Origin of the sequence: Streptomyces canus (assembly GCF_030815415.1) — a bacterium.
Lineage (GTDB): Bacteria > Actinomycetota > Actinomycetes > Streptomycetales > Streptomycetaceae > Streptomyces > Streptomyces canus_F.
In genome coordinates, this window is sequence record NZ_JAUSWW010000001.1 from 9,196,263 (window position 1) to 9,221,404 (window position 25,142).

Below are 25,142 nucleotides of genomic sequence, written 5' to 3' on the forward strand. Positions count from 1 at the left end.
CTTCAGGCTCCTCTCACGGCGAGACGCTCGATCGCCGCCATCGGCACGGGCAGCCAGTCGGGACGGTGCCGGGCCTCGTACAGGACTTCGTACACGGCGCGGTCCGTCTCATAGGCGCGCAGCAGACCGTGCTTCTTGCGCGGGTCCCACCCGGCGAGCGAGGCGTACCCCGCGCAGTAGGCCTCACGGCAGCGGCGCGCCCACTCCGGACGCCAGGGGCGGCGCTGGCGGGCGGCGTAGTCGAAGGAGCGCAGCATGCCGGCGACGTCCCGCACGGGGGAGTGGGTGCTGCGGCGCTCGGCGAGGGGACGGGACGGCTCACCCTCGAAGTCGATCACGAACCACTCGCGGCCGGCCCGCAGCACCTGCCCCAGGTGCAGATCACCGTGGATGCGCTGGGCGGGCGGACCGGGATCGCAGGTGGTGAGCGCGGCGAACGCGGTCTGCAGCGCCGGGACATACGGCTGGAGCGCCGGTACGCAGTGCGCGGCGGCACCGAGCCGCTCGGTCATCGCGGCCGCCGTCCGGCCGTTCTCGGCGTGTGCCAGGGCCGGGAACGCCGAGGCCAGCGCGAGGTGCACCTCCGCCGTGGCCTGCCCGAGTTCGTGGGCCTTGGCGGTGAAGTCGTCGCCGGAGGCAAGGGCCTGCAGAGCCAGTGTCCAGCCGTCGGACGCATCGGGCAGGAAGGGCTGGAGCACCCCGAGCGTCGCCTCCTGCGGCTGGGTCGTGCGGAACCAGGCGACCGGCGCGGGCACCCGACGGCAGCCCTGCCCGGCCAGTGCGCCCGGCACCTCCAGGTCGGGGTTGACGCCGGGCTGGATCCGCCGGAAGACCTTGAGGATGAAGGAGTCCCCGTACACCAGCGAGGAGTTGGACTGCTCGGCGTCCAGCATGCGCGGCGCGAGCCCCGCGGGCACGGATGCGGACGGGTCGACCTCGAAACGCAGGGGGCCCGCCGTGCCGGGGTGCCGCAGCCGCTCCAGGAGCAGCTGCGCGACCCGCGGGTCCTGGAGCGCGTCGTAGACCGTCAGACCGGCCAGCGGCCCTTCCTCCGCCCGCCCGATGAGGGCCCGGCCGAGACGCGGTGACAGATGCTTGCGTACGGCGAGCAGCAGTTGGTAGCAGTCGCCGGTCGCGGCGGTGGCGCCACCGGGGGCGGGGACGGGCGCGTGTCCGGTCTGCACCAGCAGGTGCAGACAGCCCGGGAACAGCTCCGTCATGGACAGCAGTGAGAGGTCCGTGACGGGGCCGGTCCTTGCCCGCGAACCAGCGCTGCCGGGGCAGCCACTCGCGCAGCAGCCCGGCGAGCGAGGCCATGGGCCCGGGGGCGGTCGTGCTGCCCGGGCGGGGGAATGCGGTCTTCGGCATGGTGACGCCTCCTTTCACCGGCGGATGTTCACGATCGGCGGCCGATGCGGGATGCGACTCGGGCGAGCCGGAACCAGTAGAAGCCGTGCCCTGCCAGCGTCAGCAGGTACGGCAGTTCACCGATGGCGGGGAAACGGACCCCGCCGATGAGTTCCACGGGGTGGCGTCCGTCGAAGGCACGGAGATCGAGTTCGGTCGGCTGTGCGAAGCGGGAGAAGTTGTGCACGCACAGGACGAGGTCGTCCTCGTACTCGCGCAGGAACGCGATGACGGCGGGGTTGGACGACTGGAGTTCGGTGTAGGAGCCGAGGCCGAAGGCGGGGTTCTGTTTGCGGATCTCGATCATGCGGCGGGTCCAGTGCAGCAGCGAGGAGGGCGACGACATCGACGCCTCGACGTTGGTGACCTGGTAGCCGTAGACGGGGTCCATGATGGTGGGCAGGTACAGCCGTCCGGGGTCACAGGACGAAAAACCTGCGTTGCGGTCGGGTGTCCACTGCATGGGGGTGCGGACGGCGTCGCGGTCGCCGAGCCAGATGTTGTCGCCCATGCCGATCTCGTCGCCGTAGTAGAGGATCGGCGAGCCGGGCAGGGACAGCAGCAGCGCGGTGAACAGCTCGATCTGGTTGCGGTCGTTGTCGAGCAGGGTGGCGAGCCGGCGGCGGATGCCGATGTTGGCGCGCATGCGGGGGTCTTTGGCGTATTCGGCCCACATGTAGTCGCGTTCTTCGTCGGTGACCATCTCGAGGGTGAGCTCGTCGTGGTTGCGCAGGAAGACGCCCCACTGGCAGCCGGAGGGGATCGCCGGGGTCTTGGCGAGGATTTCCGAGACGGGGTAGCGCGATTCGCGGCGCACCGCCATGAAGATGCGGGGCATGACCGGGAAGTGGAAGGCCATGTGGCATTCGTCGCCGCCGGACCGGTAGTCGCCGAAGTAGTCGACGACGTCCTCGGGCCACTGGTTGGCCTCCGCCAGCAGCACCGTGTCCGGGTACATCAGGTCGATCTCGCGGCGCACCCGCTTGAGGAAAGCATGGCTGGCGGGGAGGTTCTCGCAGTTCGTGCCCTCGGCCGCGTACAGATAGGGGACGGCGTCGAGGCGGAAGCCGTCGATCCCCAGGTCCAGCCAGAAGCGAAGGGCGGCCAGGATTTCCTCCTGGACCGCCGGGTTCTCGTAGTTGAGGTCCGGCTGGTGGGAGAAGAAGCGGTGGAAGAAGTACTGCTTGCGGACCGGGTCGTAGGTCCAGTTGGAGGCCTCGGTGTCGACGAAGATGATCCGGGCGTCGGCGTATTGCTTGTCGTCGTCGGCCCACATGTAGTAATCGCCGTAGGGCCCGTCGGGGTCGTTGCGGGACTCCTGGAACCACGGGTGCTGGTCGCTGGTGTGGTTCATGACGAAGTCGATGATGACGCGCATGCCGCGTTGGTGTGCGGCGTCGGCGAACTCCACGAAGTCGGCGAGATCGCCGAACTCGGGCAGGACGGAGGTGTAGTCGGAGACGTCGTAGCCGCCGTCACGCAACGGGGACTTGAAGAAGGGGGGCAGCCACAGGCAGTCGACGCCCAGCCATTGCAGGTAGTCGAGCCTGGAGGTGAGGCCCTTGAGGTCGCCCACGCCGTCGCCGTTGCTGTCCTGGAAGGAGCGGACCAGCACTTCGTAGAAGACGGCACGCTTGAACCAGTCGGGGTCCCGGTCCTTCGCGGGAGTGTCCTCGAAGGTGTCGTGGACGGGCTCGTTGACAGTCATGAAGCGCTTGACCCTCCGGTCTCGGATGCCGATGGCTGGACATGGAGCACGTGCGCGGGCGCCCGACCGGGTTCGAGGCGCACGTAGTTGGTCCGGCCCCAGCGGTAGGTCTCACCCGTCAGTTCGTCGCGCACGGACATGGATGGGTTCCCGTCCAGGCCGAGTTGCGGCATGTCCAACGAGACCGTGGCCTCCTGGGTGTGATGAGGGTCGAGGTTGACGACCACCACAACCGTGTCCGGGCCGGTGCGCTTGCTGTACGCGATCACCGCGTCGTTGTCGGTGTGGTGGAAGTGGATGTTCCTGAGCTGCCGCAGGGCCGGGTGGCCCCGGCGGATCGTGTTCAGCTGGGTGATCAGGGGGGTGATGCTGTTGGTGGTGTTCCAGTCGCGGTGGCGGAGCTGGTACTTCTCGGAGTCGAGGTATTCCTCGCTGCCCTCGCGCAGGGGGGTGTTCTCGCACAGTTCGTAGCCGCTGTAGATACCCCAGGTGGGGGAGAGGGTCGCTGCCAGCACCGCCCGGATCTCGAAGGCGGGCCGGCCGCCGTGCTGGAGACAGGCGTGCAGGATGTCGGGGGTGTTGGCGAAGAAGTTGGGCCGCATGTAGGCGGCCGCCTCACCGGACAGCTCCGTCAGGTACTCGGTGAGTTCTTCCTTGGTGTTGCGCCAGGTGAAATACGTGTACGACTGCTGGAAGCCGATCTGGGCCAGGGTGTGCATCATCGCCGGCCGGGTGAACGCCTCGGCCAGGAAGATCACGTCCGGGTCGGCGGCGTTGATCTCCGCGATCACCCGCTCCCAGAAGACCACCGGCTTGGTGTGCGGGTTGTCGACCCGGAAGATCCGCACCCCGTGCTCCATCCAGTACCGCAGCACCCGCAGCGTCTCCGCGACCAGGCCGTCCATGTCGGCGTCGAAGGCGATCGGGTAGATGTCCTGGTACTTCTTCGGCGGGTTCTCCGCATACGCGATGGTGCCGTCGGGGCGGTGATGGAACCACTCCGGATGCTTGTGCACCCAGGGATGATCGGGCGAACACTGCAGCGCGAAGTCCAGCGCGATCTCGAGCCGGTGCTCGCGGGCCCGGGCCACGAACCAGTCGAAGTCCTCGATCGTGCCCAGGTCGGGGTGGATGGCGTCGTGGCCGCCCTCGGGGGAGCCGATCGCCCACGGCACCCCGACGTCCTCCGCGGTGGCCGACAGGGTGTTGTTCGGGCCCTTGCGGAAGGTCGACCCGATCGGATGGATCGGCGGCAGATACACCACGTCGAACCCCATCGCCGCGATCGCCCCGAACCGCCGCGCGGCCGTGCGGAAGGTACCGTGCGGGCGCTGCGGCGTGCCCTCGGAGCGCGGAAAGAACTCGTACCAGGCCCCGTACAGCGCCCGCTCCCGCTCCACCAGCAGCGGCAGCACCTCCGAGACCGTCACCAGCTCCCGCAGCGGATACCGCGCCAGCACCGCGCCCACCTCCGGCGCCAACGCACCCGCCAGCCGCGCCGAGATCGACAGCGCATCCTCACGCAGCGCCTTCGCGGCGGCCAGCACCAGTCCGCGCCCCGCTTCGTCCGGCACTCCGGCCGCCGCCCGGAAGTAGAGGTCGGCGCCCTCTTCCAGCACCAGACCGACGTCGATGCCGGCCGGGATCTTGATGCCGGCGCGGTGGCGCCAGGTGGCGATCGGGTCGCTCCAGGCCTCCACGTGAAAGGTCCAGTGGCCCAGGGCGTCGGGGGTCACATCGGCGCCCCAGCGATCGGTGCAGGGCGCCAGTTCACGCATCGGCGTCCAGGGGCCCGGAGCGCCCTCGGGGTCGGTGAGCACGACGTTGGCGGCGACCGCGTCATGGCCCTCGCGGAACACCGTGGCGGTCACCTGGAACGTTTCCCCGACGACCGCCTTGGCCGGACGTCGGCCGCCGTCGACGAGCGGCCGGACGTCCCGTACCGGGATGCGGCCGATGTGGGTGCTGGCACTCATGGGTCTCACCTCCGCCGTGCTCGAGGCCGGGCCCGTGGACCGGCCGGGGATCGAAGCTGCGCCGGAAGGGACTACCTCCCCGCGGGGGTACGCAGGAGCCTCACCGGCGGACCCCGCCGGGCCAAGGCGGTCGGGCACACCTGCTCGTCCTGGTCGCTGAGATAGGGGTTCGTCCGCAGGTAGCGCTCGGCGGCGTCCGCGGCCTCCCGCGCACAGCGCTTCCCCATGAGCACGCAGAGGGTGTAGCCCGAGTCCTCGAAGGACGCCCGCGCCCCGCTATCGGCGGGGGAAGCCAGCATCACGCGTTCGCACGCCCGGTAACGCCGCAGTTGCCGGGCGACTTCGGCCTTGGCCGGTAGCAGCATGGCGCCGTTCACCTTCCATGAAGAGTTTCACTCATGGTGCATGGGCGACGACGTAGCGTCTTGTTGGTTCTTCAACCATCTCGGTGGTCGCTCGTGTTGCACGAATGGCGTAGCACTCCCACAGTTGAGGTGACTCAGAAGCGATCACTGCTCACGCTGCGCGTTCGGGGCTCGTCCCGCCGGGGCGAGGAGGAGCGGGAGCTTCGCCGGTGAGGAGCCAACGACCATGAAGACCGCAGTCCCCCGCTACTACCACCTCGATGTGGACGTCACCCCGGAACGGGTCGGCCAGGTCAGCCGGATTCTGGCCGCTCACCTCCGGTACTGGGACCTCGACATCCTGGTCGAGCCTGTCTGCCGCGGTGCCGAACTGCTGCTGAGGGCCATCGACGAGCACGCGACCGACAAGTTCACCTCGATCGAGATGTGGTGGAACGGCCAGCACCTCATCACGGCCGTCGGCGACAACGACCGTGAGCTGCGTCCGGACCAGGAACTGCGCGGATGTCTGGAGCACATCGCCGCGATGAGCGACGGCTGGGGGTGCTGCGCCACGGACACCGGCAGCAAGGTCATCTGGTTCTCGCAGCGCGCCCGGGCCGGCGGACGTGTCCCGCTGGTGCCGACGGCACCGGTGCCGAGCGTGGGCGAGGTGCTTCAGGTGCCCCGCGAGGAGCCGGTCGTGGGCGGCGTCCTGGAGGACGCCCGGTGAGCGCAGAGCGCCGTCGCAAGGCAGGGGTGCCCGTCTGGAGCGGGCACCCCTACCCGTTGGGTGCCGCCTTCGACGGACAGGGCACCAACTTCGCGCTGTTCAGCGAGGTCGCCGAGTGCGTCGAACTCGTCCTCGTCGAGGACGACGGCAGCCATCGCAGCGTTCCCCTCGCCGAGGTCGACGGCTTCGTGTGGCACTGCTACCTGCCGGGGATCGGTCCGGGGCAGCGCTACGGCTACCGCGTGCACGGACCCTGGCACCCGGGTCTCGGCCACCGCTGCAATCCGGCGAAGCTGCTGCTCGATCCGTACAGCCGGGCGGTGGACGGGCAGGTGGACGATCACCCCGCGCTGTACGACCCGGACGCCGACAGTGCAGGCCACACCATGCTCGGTGTGGTCACCGACCCGTTCTTCGACTGGGGCGAGGACCGTCCGCCCCGACGGTCCTACGCCGACACCGTCATCTACGAGGCCCACGTCCGCGGTCTGACCCGCACCCATCCCGACGTTCCGGCCGAACTCCGCGGCACCTACGCCGGGTTGGCCCACCCCGCGGTCGTCGAGCATCTGACGTCCCTCGGTGTGACGGCGGTCGAGCTGATGCCGGTGCACCAGTTCGTGCAGGACGGTGTGCTGCAGGGCCGTGGTCTGTCCAACTACTGGGGCTACAACACGATCGGCTTCTTCGCCCCGCACAACGCCTACGCCGCCCGGGGCACTCGCGGTCAGCAGGTCAACGAGTTCAAGTCGATGGTGCGGACCCTGCACGCGGCCGGCCTCGAAGTGATCCTGGACGTCGTCTACAACCACACCGCCGAGGGCAACGAGAAGGGGCCGACGCTCTCCTTCCGGGGCATCGACAACGCCTCCTACTACCGGCTGGTGGACGGTGACTGGGGGCACTACTACGACACCACCGGCACCGGGAACAGCCTGCTGATGCGGCACCCCTACGTGCTCCAGCTGATCATGGACTCACTGCGTTACTGGGTCACCGAGATGCACGTCGACGGCTTCCGCTTCGACCTCGCGGCCACTCTGGCCCGGCAGTTCCACGAGGTGGACCGGCTCTCGGCGTTCTTCGACCTGATCCAGCAGGACCCGGTGATCAGCCGCGTGAAGCTGATCGCGGAACCGTGGGACGTGGGCGAGGGTGGCTACCAGGTGGGCAACTTCCCGCCCCTGTGGTCGGAGTGGAACGGCAAGTACCGGGACACCGTGCGGGACTTCTGGCGCGGCGGCGAGCACACGCTCGGCGACTTCGCCTCCCGGCTGACCGGCTCCTCCGACCTCTACCAGCACAGCCGGCGCCGTCCGCGGGCCAGCGTGAACTTCGTGACCGCGCACGACGGCTTCACCCTGCGCGACCTCGTCTCGTACAACGACAAGCACAACGAGGCCAACGGCGAGGGCAACCGGGACGGCGAGCGGGACAACCGGTCCTGGAACTGCGGGGCGGAGGGCGAGACCGACGACGCGTCCGTGCTGGAGCTGCGCGCCCGCCAGCAGCGCAACTTCCTGGCCACGCTCCTGCTCTCGCAGGGCATCCCCATGCTCTGTCACGGTGACGAACTCGGCCGCACCCAGCGCGGCAACAACAACGCCTACTGCCAGGACAACGAGGTCTCCTGGATCGACTGGCGGCTGACCGGTGAGCAGCGCGACCTCGCCGACTTCACGCGGTACGTCATCGGACTGCGCGCGGCCCACCCCGTACTGCGCCGTCGGCGATTCTTCCGCGGGGAGACCGTGACGCACGCGGGCCAGCCGCTGCCCGACCTCGTGTGGTTCGCGCCGGACGCGCGCGAGATGAACGACGGCGACTGGCTGCGCTCCGACGCGCACTCGGTCGGGGTCTTCCTGAACGGTGACGCCATCGCCGAACCGGACCCCTGCGGCCGGCCCGTGCTGGACGACTCCTTCCTGCTCCTGCTCAACGGCTACTGGGAGCCGGTCGCCTTCCGGCTGCCGGATCCGGCGTACGGCGAGCGCTGGACGACCCTGATCGACACCGCGGAGCCGAAGGCCGTCCCCGACGAGACGGAGCACAAGGCGGACTCGACTCTCACGGTCCAGCCCCGCAGCCTGGTCCTGCTGTCACGGCCCCCGGCGAATCCGCCGCGGACCGCCGTGACTCCGTAGGAAGGTGGCGAGCGCGCCGGCCCGGCTCAGCGGGCGCGGCGCGCCGTCACCGTGAACCGAGCGCCGTCGGGATCGCGCAGCACGGCCTCGGTGCCGCCCTTCGACAGGACACTTCCGCCGTGCCGCTCCGCGGCCCGGGCGCAGGCATCGACGTCCGAGACGGCGAAGTGCACCTGCCAGTGCGGCCGAATGGTGGGGTCGGGCGCCGCGTCCAGCGCGCCGGACCGGATACGGGCCACGATGTCGCCCTCGCTGCGCAGCACGACCTCCCCACCCTCGTAGCGGACCTCGCAGCAGCCGGGACGGTCCGACGCCCAGTCGAGGATCTCGCCGTAGAAGATGGCGGCGTCGAAGGCGTCGCGGGTGTGCAGTCTGATGAAGGTCGGGGCGGCGCGGCGCCACTTCCCCCAGTTGGCGACGAGCTCGCCCTCCCAGATCCCGAAGGTCGCCCCGTCCCGGTCGGCCAGCAGCGCCGCCCGCCCGGGCGGGAAGGAGAGCGGTCCGACGGCGGCCGTGCCGCCCCGCTCCTGCACCCGCGCCACGACCTCGTCCGCGCTGCGCACGGCGAAGTACGGCGTCCACGCCACCGCCATCTGCCACATCGTGGCGACCGCGGCGATTCCGGCCACCGGCGTCTCGTCCACCACGGCCATCCGGAACCGGTCGCCGAGCAGGGCCGGGCGCCATTCCCAGCCGAGGACGGCCGTGTAGAACGCCTCGGCGGCCTCCTGGTCCCGGGTGGTCAGGCTCACCCAGCAGGGGGCGCCGAACACGGCGTGCGTGGAGAAGACGTCCGTCGTGCCACCGGGTCGTCTGGAGTCGTGGTTCATGGCAGTCGCGTCCTGATCTCGCCGGCCGGCGGACACCGGTCCTCTACCAGTGTCCAACCGGAACCGTTCCGGGCGCCTGTCGAGTACCCGGCGGAGGTGGCCGAAACGAGTGGTGTGTGCGCGGTGGCACTGGGCCGCTCGAGTGAGCAGGATGGTGGTATGAGCGCGGAACGGGATGACTCCGGTGACGAGGCGATCCGCATTTTCGAGCTGCAGGAAGAGGTCGAGCAGCTGAAGGAGGCCATGGTCTCGCACGCCGTTGTGGACCAGGCGATCGGCATGATGGTCGCGCTCGGGCGCGTGACCCCGGACGAGGGCTGGGCCGTCCTCAAGGACGTCTCCCAGCGCACCAACATCAAGCTGCGCAATGTCGCCGATCTGATGCTGATCTGGGGGCGGAACGGGGACCTGCCCCCGGAGATCCACGCCGAGCTGGAGGCGGCTCTCGACCGCCACGGACCGGCGCAGATCCCGGAGGCGTCCTCGGAGTGACCTTCCGGCGTCAGCGGACCTCGGCCAGCAGCTCCTCACGGATCCGGTCGAAGCAGGCGCTGAGGAGCCGGGAGACGTGCATCTGGGAGATGCCCAGCTCCTCGGCTATGCGGCTCTGCGTCATGCCCTGGAAGAACCGCAGGTAGAGAATGGTCTGCTCGCGCTCGGGCAGGGCCCGCAGACAGGGGCTCACGGCGACGCGGTCCACGACCACGTCGAAGCGGGGGTCGGGGCCGCCGAGCGCGTCCCCCAGGGCGTACCCGTCGGTGCCGGGCATCTCCGCTTCCAGTGACAGCGCCGAGAAGCACTCCAGGGCCTCCATGCCGGCGCGCACCTCGTCCTCGGTGAGCTGGGCGCACTCGGCGAGCTCGGCGACGGTGGGGGCCCGCCCCGACGTGGTCTGGGACAGCTCCTTGAGGGCGGCGCGCACCCGGTTGCGCAGGTCCTGGACCCGGCGCGGTACGTGCAGCGTCCACAGGTGGTCGCGGAAGTGGCGTTTGATCTCGCCGGTCACGGTCGGCACTGCGTACGCCTCGAAGGCGTGGCCGCGCACGGGGTCGTAGTGGTCGACGGCCTTCACCAGGCCCAGGGCGGCCACCTGGTACAGATCCTCCAGGGACTCGCCGCGGCCCTTGAAGCGGACCGCTATCCGCTCGGCCATCGGCAGCCACACCTCGACCAGTTCGTCCCGGAGCGCCTTGCGTTCCGGGCCGTCGGGCAGGGTGGCGAGGCGTGCGAAGGAAGCGGCGGTGTCGGGGGCGTCGTCGTGCGGATGTTGCTTCGTTCTGGTGGTGACGCGCATCGCGCGCACCTCCCTCAACGGTGCTGGGTGACAGACACCATGGGAGTCGCGCGCTCGGACCTGACGGAGGGCACCGGGGACGGCTCCCACGGACGTGCCTCCTGTCCGAAGCACTGACAAGCGGATTCCCCGTGGAGGCGGCCTCAAACAATTCAGGACAATTCACTCAGAAAGACGCACGGACCGAAACCGTTCGCCTTCTCAGCGTGAGGGGCCTTGACCGTTCCTTGGGGTCATTACCTCTGCTACAGAGCTAATCTCGACGGCGTGGAACAGGAGACCTTCCCGGAAGAGCTCGCCGACGCGCTGGTCGGTGTCCAGCGGCTGATCCGGCGCCGGTTGCGCCGTGAGATGCCCGCACCGCAGTTGCGCGGCGCCGAGGTCGAACTGCTGCGGCTGGTCGTGGACCGGCCCGGCATCGGCATCTCGGACGCCGCCAGAGAGCTGTATCTGGCGGGCAATTCGGTGTCGACGCTCGTCAACCAGCTGGCCCGGCAGGGCTACCTGGTCCGCGAGACCGACCCGGCCGACCGGCGTGCCGCCCGCCTGATGCCGACTCCCGCGGCCGAGGCGCGGCTCAGCGAGTGGCGCGAACGCCGAGCCGACCTCGTACGAGACCAAACGGCCCGGCTCGACGAGGCCGACCTGGAGACCCTGGCGGCGGCGATCCCGGCCCTGCGCCGCCTGGCCGACAACCTGGGGGAGGAACCGTGACCGAGCACGCCGTCACCTGCACCCGACTCGTGTACGCCTTCGGTGACACCCACGCCGTCGACGGGCTCGACCTCACCGTGGCCGAGGGCGAGGTCTTCGGACTGCTCGGCCCCAACGGCGCCGGGAAGACCACGGCGATCCGCTGTATCACCACCCTCCTGCCGGTACCGGCGGGCATGGTCCGCGTCTTCGGGCACGACACCGCCGAGGACCGGATGGCCGTACGGCGGCTGCTCGGCTACGTGCCGCAGCAACTCTCCGCCGACCAGGGCCTGACCGGCCGCGAGAACGTCGCCCTGTTCGCCCGCGTCTTCGACGTGTCCCGCCACGAGCGCGCCGCCCGCGTCGCCCAGGCCCTGGACGCCGTCGGTCTCAGCGACGCCGCCGACCGGCTCGCCAAGACCTACTCCGGCGGCATGGTCCGCCGCCTCGAACTCGCCCAGGCGCTGGTCAGCGCGCCCCGGCTGCTGATCCTCGACGAGCCGACCATCGGCCTCGACCCGATCGCCCGGACCGGTGTGTGGGAGCACATCAACGCCGTCCGCGCCGCCACCGGCATGACCGTGGTGGTCACCACCCACTACATGGACGAGGCCGACCAGTACTGCGACCGGGTCGGCCTCATGCACCGCGGCCGCATCCGCGCCCTCGGCACGTCGCGGGAGCTGCGCCGGGGACTGGGTGAGCGCCGGGGCACCCGGGCCACCGACCCGCTGCCCACGCTGGAGGACGTCTTCCGCGACATCGCCGGCAGTGGACTCGACGACCAGTCAGGAGACTTCCGCGATGTCCGAAGCACCCGCCGCACCGCAGGCCGTGTCGGCTGACCGCACAGCTCTGCTGCTGAAGCCGCCGCAGCCCCGCGCGGGCTGGCGACTTTTCCCCGCCCGGGTCGGCGCGATGTGCGCCGTCGAACTGCAGAAGCTGCGCCACGACCGCACCGAGCTCTACACCCGGGCCGTCCAACCCGCCCTGTGGCTGCTGATCTTCGGCCAGACCTTCACCCGGATCAAGGCGATCCCCACCGGCGGCCTCCCCTACATCGACTATCTGGCGCCCGGCATCATCGCCCAGTCCGCGATGTTCATCGCCATCTTCTACGGCATCCAGATCATCTGGGAACGGGACGCCGGCATCCTCAGCAAGCTCCTCGTCACCCCGACCCCGCGCTCGGCGCTGATCACCGGCAAGGCGTTCGCGGCCGGGGTGAAGTCCCTGGTCCAGGCCGTCGTCGTGATCCTCATCGCCGCCGTGCTCGGCGTCGCCCTGACCTGGAACCCGCTCGAACTGCTCGGCGTCGCGGTCGTGGTGGTCCTCGGATCCGCCTTCTTCTCCTGCCTGTCGATGACCATTGCCGGCATCGTCCTCAGCCGCGACCGGCTGATGGGCTTCGGCCAGGCCATCACCATGCCGCTGTTCTTCGGCTCCAACGCCCTCTACCCGCTGTCCGTGATGCCCGGCTGGCTCCAGGCCGTCAGCAAGGTCAACCCGCTCAGCTATCAAGTCGACGCCCTGCGCGGCCTTCTCCTCGGCACGCCCGCCCATCTCGCGCTCGACTTCGCGGTGCTGTTCGTCGCCGCCGCGCTGGGCATCACAGCGGCCTCGTCACTGCTCGGCCGCCTCGCGCGCTGATCATGCTCATGGACGTGATGTGCGGCACGCCCGCCGGGCGCACTGCGCCTCCTGTCGGCGAGTTCTTCCTGCGCACGGCTTGATCACTGATCAAAGGGGGTGAACCCGCTGGCCACAGCGCATTCCGCTCATTTGACAGTGCACTGAGCACACAGATAGGAAGCAGCTCTCTGAGGGACAAGAGGTGGATTGTGTACGAGCCGAACGTGGTCGGGGACTGGCAGGAGTACGACGAGCATGCCGGTCTGCGTGTCCGCGTCCACGGGCTGGAAGCCTCCGAGCCACCACGCGGCCGGGACGACGCCGCCGAGGGGCTGACGTACTTCACTGTGCGTGTGACCGTCGAGAACCGCGGCGGCCGGCACTCCACCATCCACCTGGAGGACGGCCAGATCGATGTCCGGGTGGGCCCCGACGGCGAGAGCGCGTTCATCGACTGGCGCAACTCGCAGTTCATCGAGGGCTTCGACGTCTACCCGCTGCGCCGGGCCACCGCCGTGCTGTACGCGGCCGCCCCCGAGGCGTCCCTGAGCCTGGTCGACGTGCAGATCCAGCTGCGGGTCGACGACGACTGGGCCGACCGCCGGCTGTGGGCGGGCGGCATCGGTCTGCAGGAAGGCGCCGTCCAGACGGCGGCCGGCCGGGAGGGCCTGGCCCACCAGGTGAGCAACTTCCTGCGGGACCAGGCCGAAGAGGGCACCGCCTGACGGTCGGTGCCCGGTGCGGTGCCGGTGCGGAAGGTCGCCTCAGTGCGGGATGCCGTCGATGATCTCGCGGGCTCCCTGACGCAGCAGTGCCACCGCGACCGAGGTGCCCAGCGTGGCCGGGTCGAGCCGGCCCGCCCACTCGTGGGCGTTCAGCCGGGTCTTGCCGTCCGGGGTGAACACGCAGGCCCGCAGGGACAGTTCGCCCCCGTGGTCCACGCGCGCGTATCCGGCGATCGGGCTGTTGCAGTGGCCCTGGAGCACATGCAGGAACATGCGTTCCGCGGTCGCCTCCCGGTGGGTGTCCGGATCGCCGAGCCCGCTGACCGCGTCGATCAGCTCGGTGTCGCCCTCACGGCACTGCAGGGCCAGGATGCCCGCGCCGATCGGCGGCATCATCGTCTCGGGGGAGAGGACCTCGCTGATCACGTCCTCGCGGCCGATGCGCTCGAGGCCGGACACCGCGAGCAGCAGCGCGTCCGCCTCCCCGGCCGCCAGCTTCGCCAGCCGCCGGTTGGCGTTGCCGCGGAACGGCACGCACTCCAACTCCGGGTGGGTGGCCGCCAGTTGCGCGACCCGGCGCACCGAGGAGGTCCCGATGCGGGTGCCGGCCGGAAGCTCGTCCAGGGTGAGTCCGCCCGGATGGATCAGGGCGTCGCGGATGTCGTCCCGCTTGAGGAACGCGGCGAACGTCGTCCCCGCCGGGAGCGGCCGGTCGGCGGGCACGTCCTTCACGCAGTGCACCGCGAGGTCGGCCTCCCCGGCCAGCAGCGCGGCGTCGACCTCCTTGGTGAAGGCGCCCTTGCCCTCGACCTTCGACAGGTCGCCCATCCACTTGTCGCCGGTCGTCTTCACCGGCACGACCTCGGTGCGCACTCCGGGGTGCAGCGCGGTCAACTCGGCGCGGACACGCTCCACTTGGGCGAGCGCCATGGGCGAGTCACGGGAGACGATGCGGATCAGTTCGGGCACGGACATGCGGAACACGATAGACCCTCGCGGTCGGGCGGCCGTGCAGTATCGCGCTTCACATGCGCCAGTCGAAGGGGAAGAAGTCCTCACCCGCCGCGCCTGCGCCGCCGGGCGTGCGCACCAGGCAGCGGTGACGCAGCAGTTCACGCCGTTCCGCCGGGGACAGCCCGGGGGCGGTCCAGTCCTCGGCGTCGACGTCCCCCCGCCCGCAGGCGTTGACCTCGTCACCGGACGCGGTTCTCAGGTCCACCCGGAAGTCCGTGCGCCACTGGGAGTTGGACCCCCAGCCCTGCGACAGGTCCACGGTGGGCCGGTGCCGGCGCAGATAGGCCCAGTAGAGCGGGGAACGGTCGGCGACGCCGCGCTCGGCGTGCCGGACGCCCGCGCGCACCCGCACGCCGGCCCGGGAGAACAGCAGGGACCCGAACCACAGTCCGGGCCACACCACTTCGGTGATCCGCACGGGTTCGTCCGGGTCCTGCGCCTGCTCGACCTCGACGATCTCGTGCAGGAACGGGTCGAAGTCTCCGTCCTCCTCGAACGGGGTCAGGCCCAGGCCGGTGAAGAGCCGGAGATACTCGGCCCTCGACACGGCGGGCCAGACGCCGGCGTGCTCACCGGCCGGCTGGAATCCGGTCAGCAGCACCTCGCTGACCCGGCTGAGCGCGTACAGCTCCCACAGCAGTTCGCCGCAGCGCTCGTCCGGTCCCTCCACCGCCGTCGCGACCAGCAGCTCCACGCCCGCGGTGAGCGCCTCGCGGTAGCCGAGCCGGGCCCGGGCGAGCCAGGGTTCCACCACGGTGGTGTAAGCGTCCCCACCGTCGTGGTCGCGCAGCGCCTGGAACAGCATCCGTGCGTCGACCCGGGCCTCCTCTTCGTCCATGCGCGCACCCTAGCGACGGCCGGGAACGGTGATCCACACGTTTAACCGGCCAGCGGATCACTCATCTCGACCGAGCGCAGAGCCGCCGCGAGCGCCAGTTCGTCACCGACGTCCAGCGCCGTGTCGGTCAGCTTGATGACGTGCTCGTCGCCGTGGGCGAGGGCACGCTCCATGACCTCCTCGGCGGTGAGCCGGGCGGGCGGCGTGTAGGCGACCCCCGCCGCGGGCGCGTACATCGCGGTGACCGCCGCGGACGCGCTCCATGCCGCGTGCAGGCTCGGTGCCCACAGCTCCCGGGGCAGCGAATCCAGGGCGCGGAGCACGGCGTTGGGCGCGGTGGCGGCGTGCACGAGCATGGTGGGCTCGCCGTGGCCGTGGGTGGCGTAGCGGTGGGTGGCGGCGTGGACGAGTTCGGTCAGCCGTGCGCGGGCCGTGTCCGGGTCGGTCACCTCGTCCGCCCATGCGGGCAGCCGCCGTACGGCGGCGAGGCGCTTGCGGAACCCCATGTGGCCCGGGTCGATCAGGGGTACGGCGTCCAGGGACTCCCTGGCGGTCGGCGCGCCCGGCAGCGTGGCGACGCCGGTCACCGGCTGGTGCCGGGCCGCCCAGTAGCCCAGCGCGTGGGCGAGTTCGGTGGTCCGGGGCGCGTTCTCACCGGTCTCCAGGGCGCGTACGGCGTGGCCGACGCGTATGACGGTGTGGGTGGCGCCGCCGTAGAGGCCGGGGAGCAGGCGCGGCCACCACTCGGCGAGGACGTCGCGCCACGGGCGCTCGGCAAGGGTGCGGGAGTAGTGGTCGGTCCAGTCCGCGATCCGGCGTGTATCGCCCAGCGCTTCGGGCCAGTTGTCGTCGGTGACGGGTGCCACGCGGTCGGGGAAGTCCTCCAGCTTGTCCCGGTAGAGGTCCACCCAGTGGTGCACCGCCCCCACCTGTCCGTGGGCGGCGAGCGCCTCGACGACCATGGGGGCGTGGTTGGACAGCCAGCCGTCGCGTTCGGGGCCGGAGGCGTGGAGTCTTTCCAGGGCTTCTTCGAGCTGTCCGCTCGTGTCGCTGTCGTCCATGAGCCGGACGTTATGCCTCATGAGCGGGTGCCGGGATCGGGCGCGGGACGGAAGCCGCGGGGTGCACGGGTCCTAGGTCCCGCGCCCGATGCGCGCCGGATCAGGCGTTGGGGTCGAACGAGATTCCCGACGGCTTGGCCTTCGACAGGTCGGAGGCGAAGTTCGCGTCCTTCAGGGCGAAGTTGGCGCTGCCGAAGTCGTACGCGACCAGCTTGTCGCGGACGCCTGACGGGTAGCCGTTCCAGCCGACCAGCGGCGGGTACTGCCAGGTGCCCTTGGCGTTCTCCGGCGGCTCGTCATTGGAGTTGGCCAGCCGGAAGGCGTGGGTACCGGCGCCGTCCTTGTGGTAGACGATCTTTGCGTGGGTGCCGTCGAAGCGGACGCCGGAGGTCGCGGTCGTCGCGTACGAGCCGTGGGCGGACGTCGAGACGTACTGGATGGTGCCGTTCTGCACCCAGACCACGACATGCTCCCAGTCGTGCCGGTGCCCGCCGATGCTGCTGTTCGCCAGGGCCTGGTCCTTCTCGAAGTACAGGCCGTACATGTAGGCGCACCAGCCGTTGTTGCACTTGGAGCGCGAGTACGAGTTGGTGTTGTTCAGGTCCGAGAGGTCGTGGCACTCGCCGCTGAGCGAACCCGTCGGGTTGAGGCCGCCGTTGACCGTGCCGTCGGGGCCGATCGCGGGCGTGGGGTAGCAGCCGTCGGTGTCGTAGTCGAAGGCGGGCTGGTAGGTGTACTCGGCCGACTCGGCGTTGGTCGGCAGGGCCGCGGGCGGGGCGGCGAAGGCGGCGCTCGGGAAGGCGACTACCAGGGCGGCGGCGCCGGCCAGGCCGGTGAACCACCTCGCGCGGTGCTTCTTGAACGACGGAGACGACACTGCGTCCTCCTCATGTTCCGGGCGCAGCCCAACGGCTGTGGGGGAATGGGAGGTTCAGCTTCCCGATTTTTCATGTCCGCGCCAAGACGTCGTAGGCGACTCTCCGGTAACAACCGTCCGAACAGTGGGATCTTGTTCGGGATGTCAGACAAGGTCGTCCGGAAGGTCGGCCGCCGACTCCTCCGGTGCAAGGTCCGGGCGCAGTCGCAGCCAGGACGGCTGGCGCAGCAGTCCCGCCCGGGTGCGGGTGCTGTAGCGGACCTCGCCGACCAGTCGCGGCAGGACCCAGTGCGCGCCCGCGACCGGCGGCGGGGTGTCGAAGGGGCACGCGTCCGTCGCCGCGGTCCGCAGGAGGGCGGCGAGTTGGGTCCGTTCGGTCTCGCTCCAGCCGGTGCCCACATTGCCGACGTACCGAAGACGCCCGGCGGTGCGCTGTCCGACCAGCACGGCGCCCGGCAGGCCCGTCAGCCGTCCCTTGCCGGGCAGCCAGCCGCCGACGATGACGTCCTCGCTGCGCATGTTGCGGATCTTGACCCAGGCGCGGGAGCGCACCCCGGGCTCGTACACCGAGTCGAGCCGCTTGCAGACCAGGCCCTCCAGGCCATGGTCGCGGGTGGCCTCCAGCGCCTGCCGGCCGTGTCCGACGATGGCCCCCGGGGTCGACCAGAAGGGTCCCTCCAGGCTCAGCTCCTCCAGCCGGCCGCGCCGTCGGACATAGGGGAGCGCGGTCAGGGAGTGCCCCGCCAGATGCATCACGTCGAACAGCACCAGATGGACGGGGACTTCGGCGGCCTTCCGCGCGGCCTTGCCCGGTGCGTGGGCCAGCCCCATGCGGGACTGGAGCAACTGGAAGTCGGCATGCCCCTGGTCGTCGAGCGCCAGGACCTCGCCGTCCAGTACGGCGGGCAGCGTGCCGAGCGCGGTGCCGAGTGCCCCCAGTTCGGGATAGGCGGCGGTGATGTCCTCCCCGGAACGGGCGCGCAGCAGCACGCTTCCGTCCCCGGCGAGGTACACCACGACGCGCTGGCCGTCCTGCTTGGTCTCATAGGCCCAGTGCGCGTCCTGAGTGGCCGACGGCAGGGTGCCGGAGGTGGCGAGCATGGGCGGGATCAGGGGGAGGGTCACGGGTCAGTTGTCGACGCGTCCCGGTGCCCGCACGCGCGCGTGCGGGCGGTTTCGCCTGAACGGCGGCGTCCCCGGACGAGGGCAGGGGCACCTGGGGGGCCACTCGGCCGCACCGGCCTGGCCGTCCCTCAGATGATCCCGCCGTTGGCCCGCAGGACCTGCCCGTTGACCCAGTGCCCGCCCGGACCGGCCAGGAAGGAGACCACGGAGGCGATGTCCCGCGGTGTGCCGAGGCGCTCCAGCGGCGGCTGGGCGGCCAGCCGGGCGACGGTCTCCTCGTCCTTGCCGTCGAGGAAGAGGTCGGTGGCGGTCGGGCCGGGCGCGACCACGTTGACGGTGACGTCACGGCCCCGCAGCTCCCGGGCGAGGACCAGCGTCAGGGCCTCGACCGCCCCCTTGCTCGCGGCGTACGCGCCGTAGGTCGGGAAGGCGAGGCCGACGACCGAGCTGGAGAAGTTCACCAGTGCCCCGCCCGTACGCAGCCGGCGGGCGGCCTGCTGGCCGACGGCGAACGTGCCGCGGATGTTGGTGCGGTACAGGGCGTCGAGTTCGTCGAGATCGAGCTCCGCGACGGGTGCCAGCAGCATCCGCCCCGCCGCGTGCACCACGGCGTCCACCCCGCCGTACGTGGCTTCCGCCAGGTCGAACAGGGCGGCCACCTCGGTCTCGTCGCCGACGTCCGCGCGGGCGGCGACGGCGGACCCCCCGGTGGCCTCGATGTCGCGCACCACCTCGTCGGCCGCGTCCTTGTTGCCCGCGTATCCCACGAGGACGGCGAACCCGTCGGCGGCCAGCTGCTGGGCGACCTCGCGTCCGATGCCGCGCGATCCTCCGGTGACGATCGCGACGCGCTGCTGTGTGGTCATGTCCGCTCCTTTGTTAGCGATGCTACGTGCATCACGTAACGACGATAACATGGCTTCGTAGCATTGGTCATCCCCGGCTCGTATCAGCGCTACGAATGTCGTACCGTGCAGACATGGACGCGAGGGAAAAGATCCTGGAAGCCGCCGCGGAACTGCTGGCCACGGCCCCGGCCGCCGAAGTCTCCACACGTGCCGTGTGCGAGGCGGCCGGCGTGGGCGCGCCGATGCTCTACCGGCTGTTCGGCGACAAGGCGGGACTGCTCGCCGCCGTGGTGGACCGGGGATTCGAGCAGTACCTCGCCTCCAAGCGCGCGGCCCGGCCCGGCGAGGATCCCGTCGCGGACCTGAAGAGCGGCTGGGACAACCACATGCGGTTCGCGCTGGAGCACCCCCACCACTACCGCCTGATGTACTCGCCCGAGCTGACGGTCCCGCCCGCCGCCGTGAGCGAGGCGCACGCCCTGCTGCACGCGATCCTCGAACGCTGCGCGGCGGCCGGCCGGCTCACCGTCCCGCCCGTCCTCGCCACGCAGATCATCATGTCCGCCAACGTCGGCGCGTCCCTGTCGATGCTCACCAGGCCGGAGCAGTACCCGGATCCGGGATTCTCGGCCCGCTTGCGGGACGCGGTGATCGACTCCCTGACGCGCCCGGCCGGACCCGCACAGGGGGACGGAGTGCCCGTCGCGGCCGCCACCCTCGCGGCCCGGCTGCGCGCGGAGCCGCACGAGTCCTTCACTCCGGCCGAGTCCGGCCTGTTGCAGCAGTGGCTGGAGACCCTCGCCGGGAACTGACCTCTCAGGGCGCCTGTACGAGCCCCGACTGGTAGGCGATGACGACGAGTTGCGCCCTGTCCCGGGCGCCCAGCTTCGTCATGGCGCGGTGCACATGCGTGCGTACCGTCAGCGGGCTGACGAAGAGCTTCTCCGCGATCTCCTCGTTGGAGTGGCCCTCGGCCACCCATGCCATCACCTCACGCTCACGCGCGGTCAGCGCCACGAGGTCGCCCGGCACCCCGAGGCGGGCGCCGCGCGCGGGCGCGGCCAGGAAGCGGGCGATCACCGTGCGGGTGGCGACGGGGGACAGGAGGGACTCGCCCGAGGCCACGGTCCGCACTCCGGCCAGCAGCACCTCGGCGGTGACGTCCTTGCCGAGGAAACCGCTCGCCCCGGACCGCAGCGCCTGGGCGACGTACTCGTCGATCTCGAACGTGGTCAGGATCAGCACCCGGGTGCCGGCCAGGTCCGGGTCGGCGCAGATGGCGGCCGTGGCGGCCAGGCCGTCGGTGCCCGGCATCCGGATGTCCATCAGGACGAGGTCCGGGCGGTGGGCCCGGGCGAGGGAGACGGCCTCGGAACCGTCGGCCGCCTCGGCGACCACCTCCATGTCCTCGCAGGAGTCGATCAGGATCCGGAAGGTGGCCCGCAGCAGGGCCTGGTCGTCGGCGAGCAGTACGCGGATGGTCATGGGTTCCGTTCTTCCGGTTCCGGAGCGTTGGGGTACAGCGGCAGCCGGGTCGTCACCTCGAAGCCGCCCTCGACGCGGTGCCCGGCCCTGAGCGCGCCGCCCATGGACCGGGCCCGCTCCCGCATGCCGATCAGGCCGAAGCCCTGCCCCGGCTCCGCCGCGGCGGTCGAGGTGCCGTCGTCGGTGACGGTGATCGTCAGATGCTCGGCGGCGTACCCGAGGCGGACGTACGCCGTCCTGGCCGCGGCGTGCTTGGTCACGTTGGTCAGCGCCTCCTGCACGATGCGGTACGCCGTCAGGTCCACGCCCGGCGACAGCGGCCGGGGTGTGCCCTCGATGTCGACCCGGACGGGAAGCCCGGCCGCCTCGAACGCGGCCGTCAGTTCCTCGAGCCGGTCGATGCCCGGGCTGGGGGCGAGCGGCGCGTCGGGGTCGTCCCGCTGGCGCAGCAGACCCACGGTCGCCTTCGTCTCGCGCAGCGCCGCCGACGTCGTACCGGCGAGCTCGGTGAGGATCCGGTGCACCTGATCGGGGTGGGTGCGTGACAGGTGTGCCGCCGTGCCCGCCTGGGCGTTGGCCAGGGCCAGATGGTGGGCGACGACGTCGTGCAGTTCCCGGGCGATACGCATGCGCTCCTCGGCCACCCGGTGCCGGGCCTCCTCCTCCCGGCTGCGCTCGGCGTACTCGGCGCGGGCCTGCACGGCCTCCACATAGGCGCTGCGGAGCCGGACCGCGTTGCCGGTGGCGACCGGGAGCAGCAGCCAGGCGGCGGGACCGAGCGTGGTCATGGGCCAGGGGTGATCGACGGGATCCGCCAGGTATGCCGTCGTGATCAGCAGGGCGAGGGCGACGAGGAAGGCGAACCGTGCGGCTCGGCGGCCGGTGTGCACGGCCAGCCGGTACAGCGCCAGCATGAGCGGGGCCATCAGGAGCGGTGTGAGCAGCATGCCCAGCGCGGAGGCGGCGGCGGTGCACACCGTCGTCACCGTCGCGACGGTGTGAGGGTGGGTGCGCTGCCAGAAGAGGGAGCCGCAGGCGACGGTGGCCAGGGCGATCGCGGGGCCGGCCACGTCCGGTTCCCGCACCTGCGGGAAGTTGATCTCGCTGCCGAAAAGGAAGCACGCGAACAGCAGCGCGGCCGTCATCGTGTCGACGGTGCGGGCGTGGTCGTCCGTGTATCGCTGCCAGGGGATGCTCATCGCCGCTCTCCGGTCGGTGTCGCCGCTCCAGGCTTCCGGGCGAGGGGCTGTGATGTCGTCGTGCGCCTGTCGGCAATCGCGGCTACTGGGTACGCAGTACACGGCCCTGCCCGCGTCATCCCCGGGAATGAGCACGGTCGGGCGGGGTTCCACGATCTTAAGTCAACTGCTTGACTTGGTTGGATCGCGGTCCTCGACGTGCTGTTGCGTAGGCTTCCGTCCTTGGAACTCGCCGTGGCGGCGGAGGACCCGCGACGGCTCGAGGGGCTGGCCGTCGGAGGGCTGAGGGAAGTCCCGGTGCGATGGTGATGATGGCGGCAGGCAGGGCGGTACGGGCGGAGCAGGTCAGTGCGACCCGGGAGCTGATCCTGACCGCGGCCGAACGGCTGTTCGCCGAGCGCGGGGTCTACGCCGTCTCCAACCGCCAGGTCAGCGAGGCCGCGGGACAGGGCAACAACGCCGCCGTCGGCTACCACTTCGGCACCAAGGCCGACCTCGTCCGCGCCATCGTCCGCAAGCACGCCGAGCGCATCGAGGAGATCCGCGCCCGGCTGCTGGCCGGGATCGGCGACTCCACGGACCTGCGGGACTGGGTGGACTGTCTGGTCCGCCCGGTCCCCGAACACCTCGCGGCCCTGGGCGGCCCTACCTGGTTCGCGCGGTTCTGCGCGCAGGTGATGACCGACCCGGCACTGCACCGGATCATGGTGGAGGAGTCCCTGGCCTCCCCGTCCCTGCGGCAGAACGTCGACGGAATGCACCGGTGCCTGCCCGCGCTGCCTCCCGAGGTCCGTGCCGAACGCGGCGACATGGCACGCCATCTGCTCATCCACCTGCCCGCCGAACGCGAGCGCGCCCTCGCCGAGCAGCGGCCCACCGCGCGCTCCAGCTGGCACGACTGCGCCACCGGGCTCGCCGACGCGGTCGTCGGCATCTGGCTGGCACCGGTGACACAGGGGAAGGAACAGCCCGCGCGTGACCGGTGAGAGGCCGGCGCTCGCGCGTGGCTCCGGGCAGCACGTGCTGGTCGTCGGCGGACCGGAGGTGGCCGAACTGCTCTCCGTCACCCTGGAGTTGGCGGGGTACCGCACCTCCGTGGCCGGTACCGGGACCGAGGCGCTGACGCGGGCCGCGGAGCACCGCTACGACCTCGTCGTCCTCGACACGACCCTGCCCGACGTGCCCGGCCTCGGCGGTCGGCGCCTGCCGCCCGTCACCCACCGGCCGCCGGTCCTGTTCCTCACCGCGGACGACTCGTTGGACAGCCTCCTGCCCGAACTCGGCCTGGGCGAGAGGGACTACGTCACCAAACCCTTCCGGGTGGCCGAAGTCCTGGCCAGGATGCAGGTGTTGCTGCGCGGACCGGGCCCGGTCCGGCACCACGAGGGCGGACCGCGCTACGGCGACCTGGTGCTCGACGGCGCCCGCTGCCAGGCGCGGCGCGGAACGCTGTCACTGGACCTCACGCCCGCGGAGTACCGGCTGCTGCGCCAGCTCCTCGTCAACGCCCACCGGGTGCTGTCCAAGGACCAGATCAGCCGGTACGTCTGGGGCGACTTACGAGGCGACAACGCCATCGAGCAGCTCGTGTCCCGGCTGCGGCGCAAGGTGGACCGGGACGCCCCGGCGCTGATCCACACCCGGCGGGGCTTCGGCTACTGGCTGGGACGGGCCGAGGCGGAGGCCTGAGGCGCGGGAGCAAACGCCGGGAGCGCTCCTTCTTCGCGGCGTCGGATGAGGCGTCTTCGTTCGCTCGCGCCACTGGTCGACATGGTCAACTCGTGCAGGGCGAAGGTGAGTTGTGACTTCATCCGGCAGGGGTTCGGCATGTGATCTGGGTCACGTCAGCTTTCTGTCAGGGAACTGACCGGAGCCCGTCAGGCCCGTCTGTTTGCATGTGCTCATCGAGGCCTCACCCCTTCCCCCGGCGCTCCGACCCCCGACCGGAGCCCCCACCACCGAGGAGAACCATGGCCGACGCACTGGCTGTTCCCGAGTTCCCCATGCCGCGGGCCGCCCGCTGCCCCTTCGACCCGCCGCCCGGCCTCAAAGAGCTCCAGGACCAGGGGCCGTTGGCGAAGGTACGGCTGTGGGACGGCAGCGAACCCTGGCTCGTGACCCGCTACGCCGAGCAGCGCGCCCTGTTGGGCGACGCCCGGGTCAGCTCGGACATCGACCGCCCCGGCTTCCCGCCCAAGGCCGGCTCCGAGGGCGGCGAGGGCAAGCTCAGCTTCATCATGATGGACGACCCCGAACACGCCCGGCTGCGCCGGCTGGTGACGGCGCCCTTCGCCATCAAGAAGGTCGAGGCGCTCAGGCCCGCCGTGCAGCGGATCGTGGACGGCCTGATCGACGACCTCCTCGCGGGCCCGCAACCGGTCGACCTCGTCGAGGCGTTCGCCCTGCCCATCCCCTCGCTGGTGATCTGCGAACTGCTCGGGGTGCCTTACGAGGACCACGAGATGTTCCAGTCCAACACCAAGACGATGGTCAGCAGCGCCGCGACACCCGCGCAGCGCAACGTCGCGACCCGGGAGATCGCCGGCTACCTGGCCACGATGATCGGCAAGCGGCTCGCCGATCCCAGGGACGACCTGCTGTCGAGCATCGCCGGACGGATCAGCACGGGCGAACTCGACCATCAGCAGGCCACGGAGATGGCGCTGCTCCTGCTGATCGCCGGACACGAGACCACCGCGAACATGATCGCGCTCGGTACCGCCGCCCTCCTTGAACACCCCGACCAACTCGCCCTGTTGCGCGAGAGCGACGACCCCAAACTGGTGGCCTCGGCCGTCGAGGAACTGCTGCGCTACCTGAACATCACCCACCAGGGGCGCCGCCGCGCGGTCACGGAGGACATCGAGATCGCCGGAGAGGTCATCAAGGCCGGCGAGGGCGTCATCGTGGTGAACGAGATCGGCAACCGCGACCCCGAGGCCTTCGAGGACCCCGACCGTCTCGACATCACCCGGGACGCCCGCCGTCACGTGGCCTTCGGCTTCGGCATCCACCAGTGCCTCGGCCAGCCCCTGGCACGCATGGAGCTCCAGGTCGTCTACGGCACCCTCTACCAGCGCATCCCCACCCTGAGGCTCGCCTGCGACGTCCAGGACGTGAAGTTCAAGCACGACGCGTTCATCTACGGCGTCCATGAGCTGCCGGTGGCCTGGTGACGGCTCCCCGTCCCGCGAACGAACAAGCAA

General features: G+C 70.7%; 24 protein-coding genes and 1 pseudogene. 11 read left to right on the forward strand and 14 right to left on the reverse strand.

What is annotated here, in order from left to right:
• Window positions 1-2 precede the first annotated feature (2 nt).
• The 4 genes and pseudogenes from QF037_RS42600 to QF037_RS42615 all read right to left on the reverse strand — a co-directional run bounded on the left by QF037_RS42600 (window position 3) and on the right by QF037_RS42615 (window position 5,456).
• Window positions 3-1,368, reverse strand: a pseudogene (locus tag QF037_RS42600) (maltokinase N-terminal cap-like domain-containing protein).
• A 28-nt stretch (window positions 1,369-1,396) separates the two neighbouring features.
• Window positions 1,397-3,115 carry a maltose alpha-D-glucosyltransferase gene (treS, locus tag QF037_RS42605; RefSeq protein ID WP_307034803.1) on the reverse strand — a complete coding sequence of 573 codons (1,719 nt, stop codon included), beginning with the start codon at window positions 3,113-3,115 and terminating at the stop codon, window positions 1,397-1,399.
• Complete coding sequence (locus QF037_RS42610) at window positions 3,112-5,091, reverse strand: alpha-1,4-glucan--maltose-1-phosphate maltosyltransferase (RefSeq protein ID WP_307034805.1); 1,980 nt, start codon at window positions 5,089-5,091, stop codon at window positions 3,112-3,114. Before QF037_RS42610 ends, treS begins: the two co-directional genes overlap by 4 nt.
• Before the next feature lie 71 nt (window positions 5,092-5,162).
• Window positions 5,163-5,456 (reverse strand): DUF5133 domain-containing protein, encoded by a 294-nt coding sequence (locus QF037_RS42615; RefSeq protein WP_307034807.1) that lies wholly within the window; start codon window positions 5,454-5,456, stop codon window positions 5,163-5,165.
• A gap of 226 nt (window positions 5,457-5,682) precedes the next feature.
• Here QF037_RS42615 and QF037_RS42620 point away from each other — a divergent pair, with 226 nt between their 5' ends.
• Both QF037_RS42620 and glgX read left to right on the forward strand, forming a co-directional pair.
• Window positions 5,683-6,168: a pep a2 gene (locus tag QF037_RS42620; RefSeq protein WP_307034809.1), complete on the forward strand. Its 486-nt coding sequence runs from the start codon at window positions 5,683-5,685 to the stop codon at window positions 6,166-6,168.
• Between the two features lie 26 nt (window positions 6,169-6,194).
• Window positions 6,195-8,312, forward strand: coding sequence for a glycogen debranching protein GlgX (gene glgX / locus QF037_RS42625; RefSeq protein WP_307037655.1), 2,118 nt, complete (start codon window positions 6,195-6,197; stop codon window positions 8,310-8,312).
• Window positions 8,313-8,338: 26 nt separating this feature from the next.
• Here glgX and QF037_RS42630 read toward each other — a convergent pair whose 3' ends face one another.
• Window positions 8,339-9,142, reverse strand: a complete 804-nt coding sequence (locus QF037_RS42630; protein WP_307034811.1) for a VOC family protein — start codon at window positions 9,140-9,142, stop codon at window positions 8,339-8,341.
• 159 nt (window positions 9,143-9,301) lie between these two features.
• On the opposite strand from QF037_RS42630, the gene QF037_RS42635 reads away from it, so the two are divergent.
• A complete protein-coding gene (locus QF037_RS42635) occupies window positions 9,302-9,634 on the forward strand; it encodes an ANTAR domain-containing protein (protein ID WP_307034813.1) in 333 nt (110 codons plus the stop codon).
• Window positions 9,635-9,644: 10 nt separating this feature from the next.
• Here QF037_RS42635 and QF037_RS42640 read toward each other — a convergent pair whose 3' ends face one another.
• Window positions 9,645-10,436, reverse strand: a complete 792-nt coding sequence (locus tag QF037_RS42640) for a SigB/SigF/SigG family RNA polymerase sigma factor (protein WP_307034815.1) — start codon at window positions 10,434-10,436, stop codon at window positions 9,645-9,647.
• Between the two features lie 267 nt (window positions 10,437-10,703).
• On the opposite strand from QF037_RS42640, the gene QF037_RS42645 reads away from it, so the two are divergent.
• The 4 genes from QF037_RS42645 to QF037_RS42660 all read left to right on the forward strand — a co-directional run bounded on the left by QF037_RS42645 (window position 10,704) and on the right by QF037_RS42660 (window position 13,489).
• Window positions 10,704-11,150, forward strand: a complete 447-nt coding sequence (locus QF037_RS42645; protein WP_307034817.1) for a MarR family winged helix-turn-helix transcriptional regulator — start codon at window positions 10,704-10,706, stop codon at window positions 11,148-11,150.
• On the forward strand, window positions 11,147-11,977 hold the full coding sequence (locus tag QF037_RS42650) for an ABC transporter ATP-binding protein (RefSeq protein WP_307034819.1): 831 nt from the start codon (window positions 11,147-11,149) through the stop codon (window positions 11,975-11,977). Before QF037_RS42645 ends, QF037_RS42650 begins: the two co-directional genes overlap by 4 nt.
• Window positions 11,937-12,782 carry an ABC transporter permease gene (locus QF037_RS42655; RefSeq protein WP_307034822.1) on the forward strand — a complete coding sequence of 282 codons (846 nt, stop codon included), beginning with the start codon at window positions 11,937-11,939 and terminating at the stop codon, window positions 12,780-12,782. The genes QF037_RS42650 and QF037_RS42655 overlap by 41 nt, the downstream gene beginning before the upstream one ends.
• A 191-nt stretch (window positions 12,783-12,973) precedes the next feature.
• Entirely contained in the window at window positions 12,974-13,489 is a 516-nt protein-coding gene (locus tag QF037_RS42660; RefSeq protein WP_307034824.1) for a hypothetical protein, read from the forward strand.
• A gap of 39 nt (window positions 13,490-13,528) precedes the next feature.
• On the opposite strand, the gene hemC is transcribed toward QF037_RS42660, so the two are convergent.
• The 6 genes from hemC to QF037_RS42690 all read right to left on the reverse strand — a co-directional run bounded on the left by hemC (window position 13,529) and on the right by QF037_RS42690 (window position 19,270).
• Window positions 13,529-14,464, reverse strand: coding sequence for a hydroxymethylbilane synthase (gene hemC / locus QF037_RS42665; protein ID WP_266896966.1), 936 nt, complete (start codon window positions 14,462-14,464; stop codon window positions 13,529-13,531).
• A gap of 49 nt (window positions 14,465-14,513) precedes the next feature.
• Window positions 14,514-15,341, reverse strand: coding sequence for a hypothetical protein (locus tag QF037_RS42670; protein WP_307034826.1), 828 nt, complete (start codon window positions 15,339-15,341; stop codon window positions 14,514-14,516).
• Between the two features lie 41 nt (window positions 15,342-15,382).
• Complete coding sequence (locus QF037_RS42675; protein WP_307034828.1) at window positions 15,383-16,402, reverse strand: questin oxidase family protein; 1,020 nt, start codon at window positions 16,400-16,402, stop codon at window positions 15,383-15,385.
• A 100-nt stretch (window positions 16,403-16,502) separates the two neighbouring features.
• Window positions 16,503-17,279 carry an NPP1 family protein gene (locus tag QF037_RS42680; protein WP_307034830.1) on the reverse strand — a complete coding sequence of 259 codons (777 nt, stop codon included), beginning with the start codon at window positions 17,277-17,279 and terminating at the stop codon, window positions 16,503-16,505.
• Between the two features lie 144 nt (window positions 17,280-17,423).
• Entirely contained in the window at window positions 17,424-18,404 is a 981-nt protein-coding gene (gene ligD / locus QF037_RS42685; RefSeq protein WP_307034832.1) for a non-homologous end-joining DNA ligase, read from the reverse strand.
• A 128-nt stretch (window positions 18,405-18,532) separates the two neighbouring features.
• Entirely contained in the window at window positions 18,533-19,270 is a 738-nt protein-coding gene (locus QF037_RS42690) for an SDR family oxidoreductase (RefSeq protein WP_307034834.1), read from the reverse strand.
• 113 nt (window positions 19,271-19,383) lie between these two features.
• On the opposite strand from QF037_RS42690, the gene QF037_RS42695 reads away from it, so the two are divergent.
• Window positions 19,384-20,064 carry a TetR/AcrR family transcriptional regulator gene (locus QF037_RS42695; RefSeq protein ID WP_307034836.1) on the forward strand — a complete coding sequence of 227 codons (681 nt, stop codon included), beginning with the start codon at window positions 19,384-19,386 and terminating at the stop codon, window positions 20,062-20,064.
• A 4-nt stretch (window positions 20,065-20,068) separates the two neighbouring features.
• Here the strand turns inward: QF037_RS42695 and QF037_RS42700 are convergent, their stop codons facing one another.
• Window positions 20,069-20,737: a response regulator gene (locus QF037_RS42700; RefSeq protein WP_307034838.1), complete on the reverse strand. Its 669-nt coding sequence runs from the start codon at window positions 20,735-20,737 to the stop codon at window positions 20,069-20,071.
• Window positions 20,734-21,936 (reverse strand): sensor histidine kinase, encoded by a 1,203-nt coding sequence (locus QF037_RS42705; RefSeq protein WP_307034840.1) that lies wholly within the window; start codon window positions 21,934-21,936, stop codon window positions 20,734-20,736. Before QF037_RS42705 ends, QF037_RS42700 begins: the two co-directional genes overlap by 4 nt.
• Before the next feature lie 302 nt (window positions 21,937-22,238).
• Here QF037_RS42705 and QF037_RS42710 point away from each other — a divergent pair, with 302 nt between their 5' ends.
• From QF037_RS42710 to QF037_RS42720, 3 genes are all read left to right on the forward strand, one after another.
• Window positions 22,239-22,922 carry a TetR/AcrR family transcriptional regulator gene (locus QF037_RS42710; protein WP_307034842.1) on the forward strand — a complete coding sequence of 228 codons (684 nt, stop codon included), beginning with the start codon at window positions 22,239-22,241 and terminating at the stop codon, window positions 22,920-22,922.
• Entirely contained in the window at window positions 22,912-23,625 is a 714-nt protein-coding gene (locus QF037_RS42715) for a response regulator transcription factor (RefSeq protein WP_307034844.1), read from the forward strand. The genes QF037_RS42710 and QF037_RS42715 overlap by 11 nt, the downstream gene beginning before the upstream one ends.
• Window positions 23,626-23,906: 281 nt before the next feature.
• Window positions 23,907-25,112, forward strand: a complete 1,206-nt coding sequence (locus tag QF037_RS42720; protein ID WP_307034846.1) for a cytochrome P450 — start codon at window positions 23,907-23,909, stop codon at window positions 25,110-25,112.
• Window positions 25,113-25,142: the final 30 nt, after the last annotated feature.

Coding starts and splice junctions, on each gene's coding strand:
- treS (WP_307034803.1), bottom strand. CDS start 3,115: ATGACTGTCAACGAGCCCGTCCACGACACCTTCGAGGACACTCCCGCG.
- QF037_RS42610 (WP_307034805.1), bottom strand. CDS start 5,091: ATGAGTGCCAGCACCCACATCGGCCGCATCCCGGTACGGGACGTCCGG.
- QF037_RS42615 (WP_307034807.1), bottom strand. CDS start 5,456: ATGCTGCTACCGGCCAAGGCCGAAGTCGCCCGGCAACTGCGGCGTTAC.
- QF037_RS42620 (WP_307034809.1), top strand. CDS start 5,683: ATGAAGACCGCAGTCCCCCGCTACTACCACCTCGATGTGGACGTCACC.
- QF037_RS42630 (WP_307034811.1), bottom strand. CDS start 9,142: ATGAACCACGACTCCAGACGACCCGGTGGCACGACGGACGTCTTCTCC.
- QF037_RS42635 (WP_307034813.1), top strand. CDS start 9,302: ATGAGCGCGGAACGGGATGACTCCGGTGACGAGGCGATCCGCATTTTC.
- QF037_RS42640 (WP_307034815.1), bottom strand. CDS start 10,436: ATGCGCGTCACCACCAGAACGAAGCAACATCCGCACGACGACGCCCCC.
- QF037_RS42655 (WP_307034822.1), top strand. CDS start 11,937: ATGTCCGAAGCACCCGCCGCACCGCAGGCCGTGTCGGCTGACCGCACA.
- hemC (WP_266896966.1), bottom strand. CDS start 14,464: ATGTCCGTGCCCGAACTGATCCGCATCGTCTCCCGTGACTCGCCCATG.
- QF037_RS42670 (WP_307034826.1), bottom strand. CDS start 15,341: ATGGACGAAGAGGAGGCCCGGGTCGACGCACGGATGCTGTTCCAGGCG.
- QF037_RS42675 (WP_307034828.1), bottom strand. CDS start 16,402: ATGGACGACAGCGACACGAGCGGACAGCTCGAAGAAGCCCTGGAAAGA.
- QF037_RS42690 (WP_307034834.1), bottom strand. CDS start 19,270: ATGACCACACAGCAGCGCGTCGCGATCGTCACCGGAGGATCGCGCGGC.
- QF037_RS42695 (WP_307034836.1), top strand. CDS start 19,384: ATGGACGCGAGGGAAAAGATCCTGGAAGCCGCCGCGGAACTGCTGGCC.
- QF037_RS42700 (WP_307034838.1), bottom strand. CDS start 20,737: ATGACCATCCGCGTACTGCTCGCCGACGACCAGGCCCTGCTGCGGGCC.
- QF037_RS42705 (WP_307034840.1), bottom strand. CDS start 21,936: ATGAGCATCCCCTGGCAGCGATACACGGACGACCACGCCCGCACCGTC.
- QF037_RS42710 (WP_307034842.1), top strand. CDS start 22,239: ATGGTGATGATGGCGGCAGGCAGGGCGGTACGGGCGGAGCAGGTCAGT.
- QF037_RS42720 (WP_307034846.1), top strand. CDS start 23,907: ATGGCCGACGCACTGGCTGTTCCCGAGTTCCCCATGCCGCGGGCCGCC.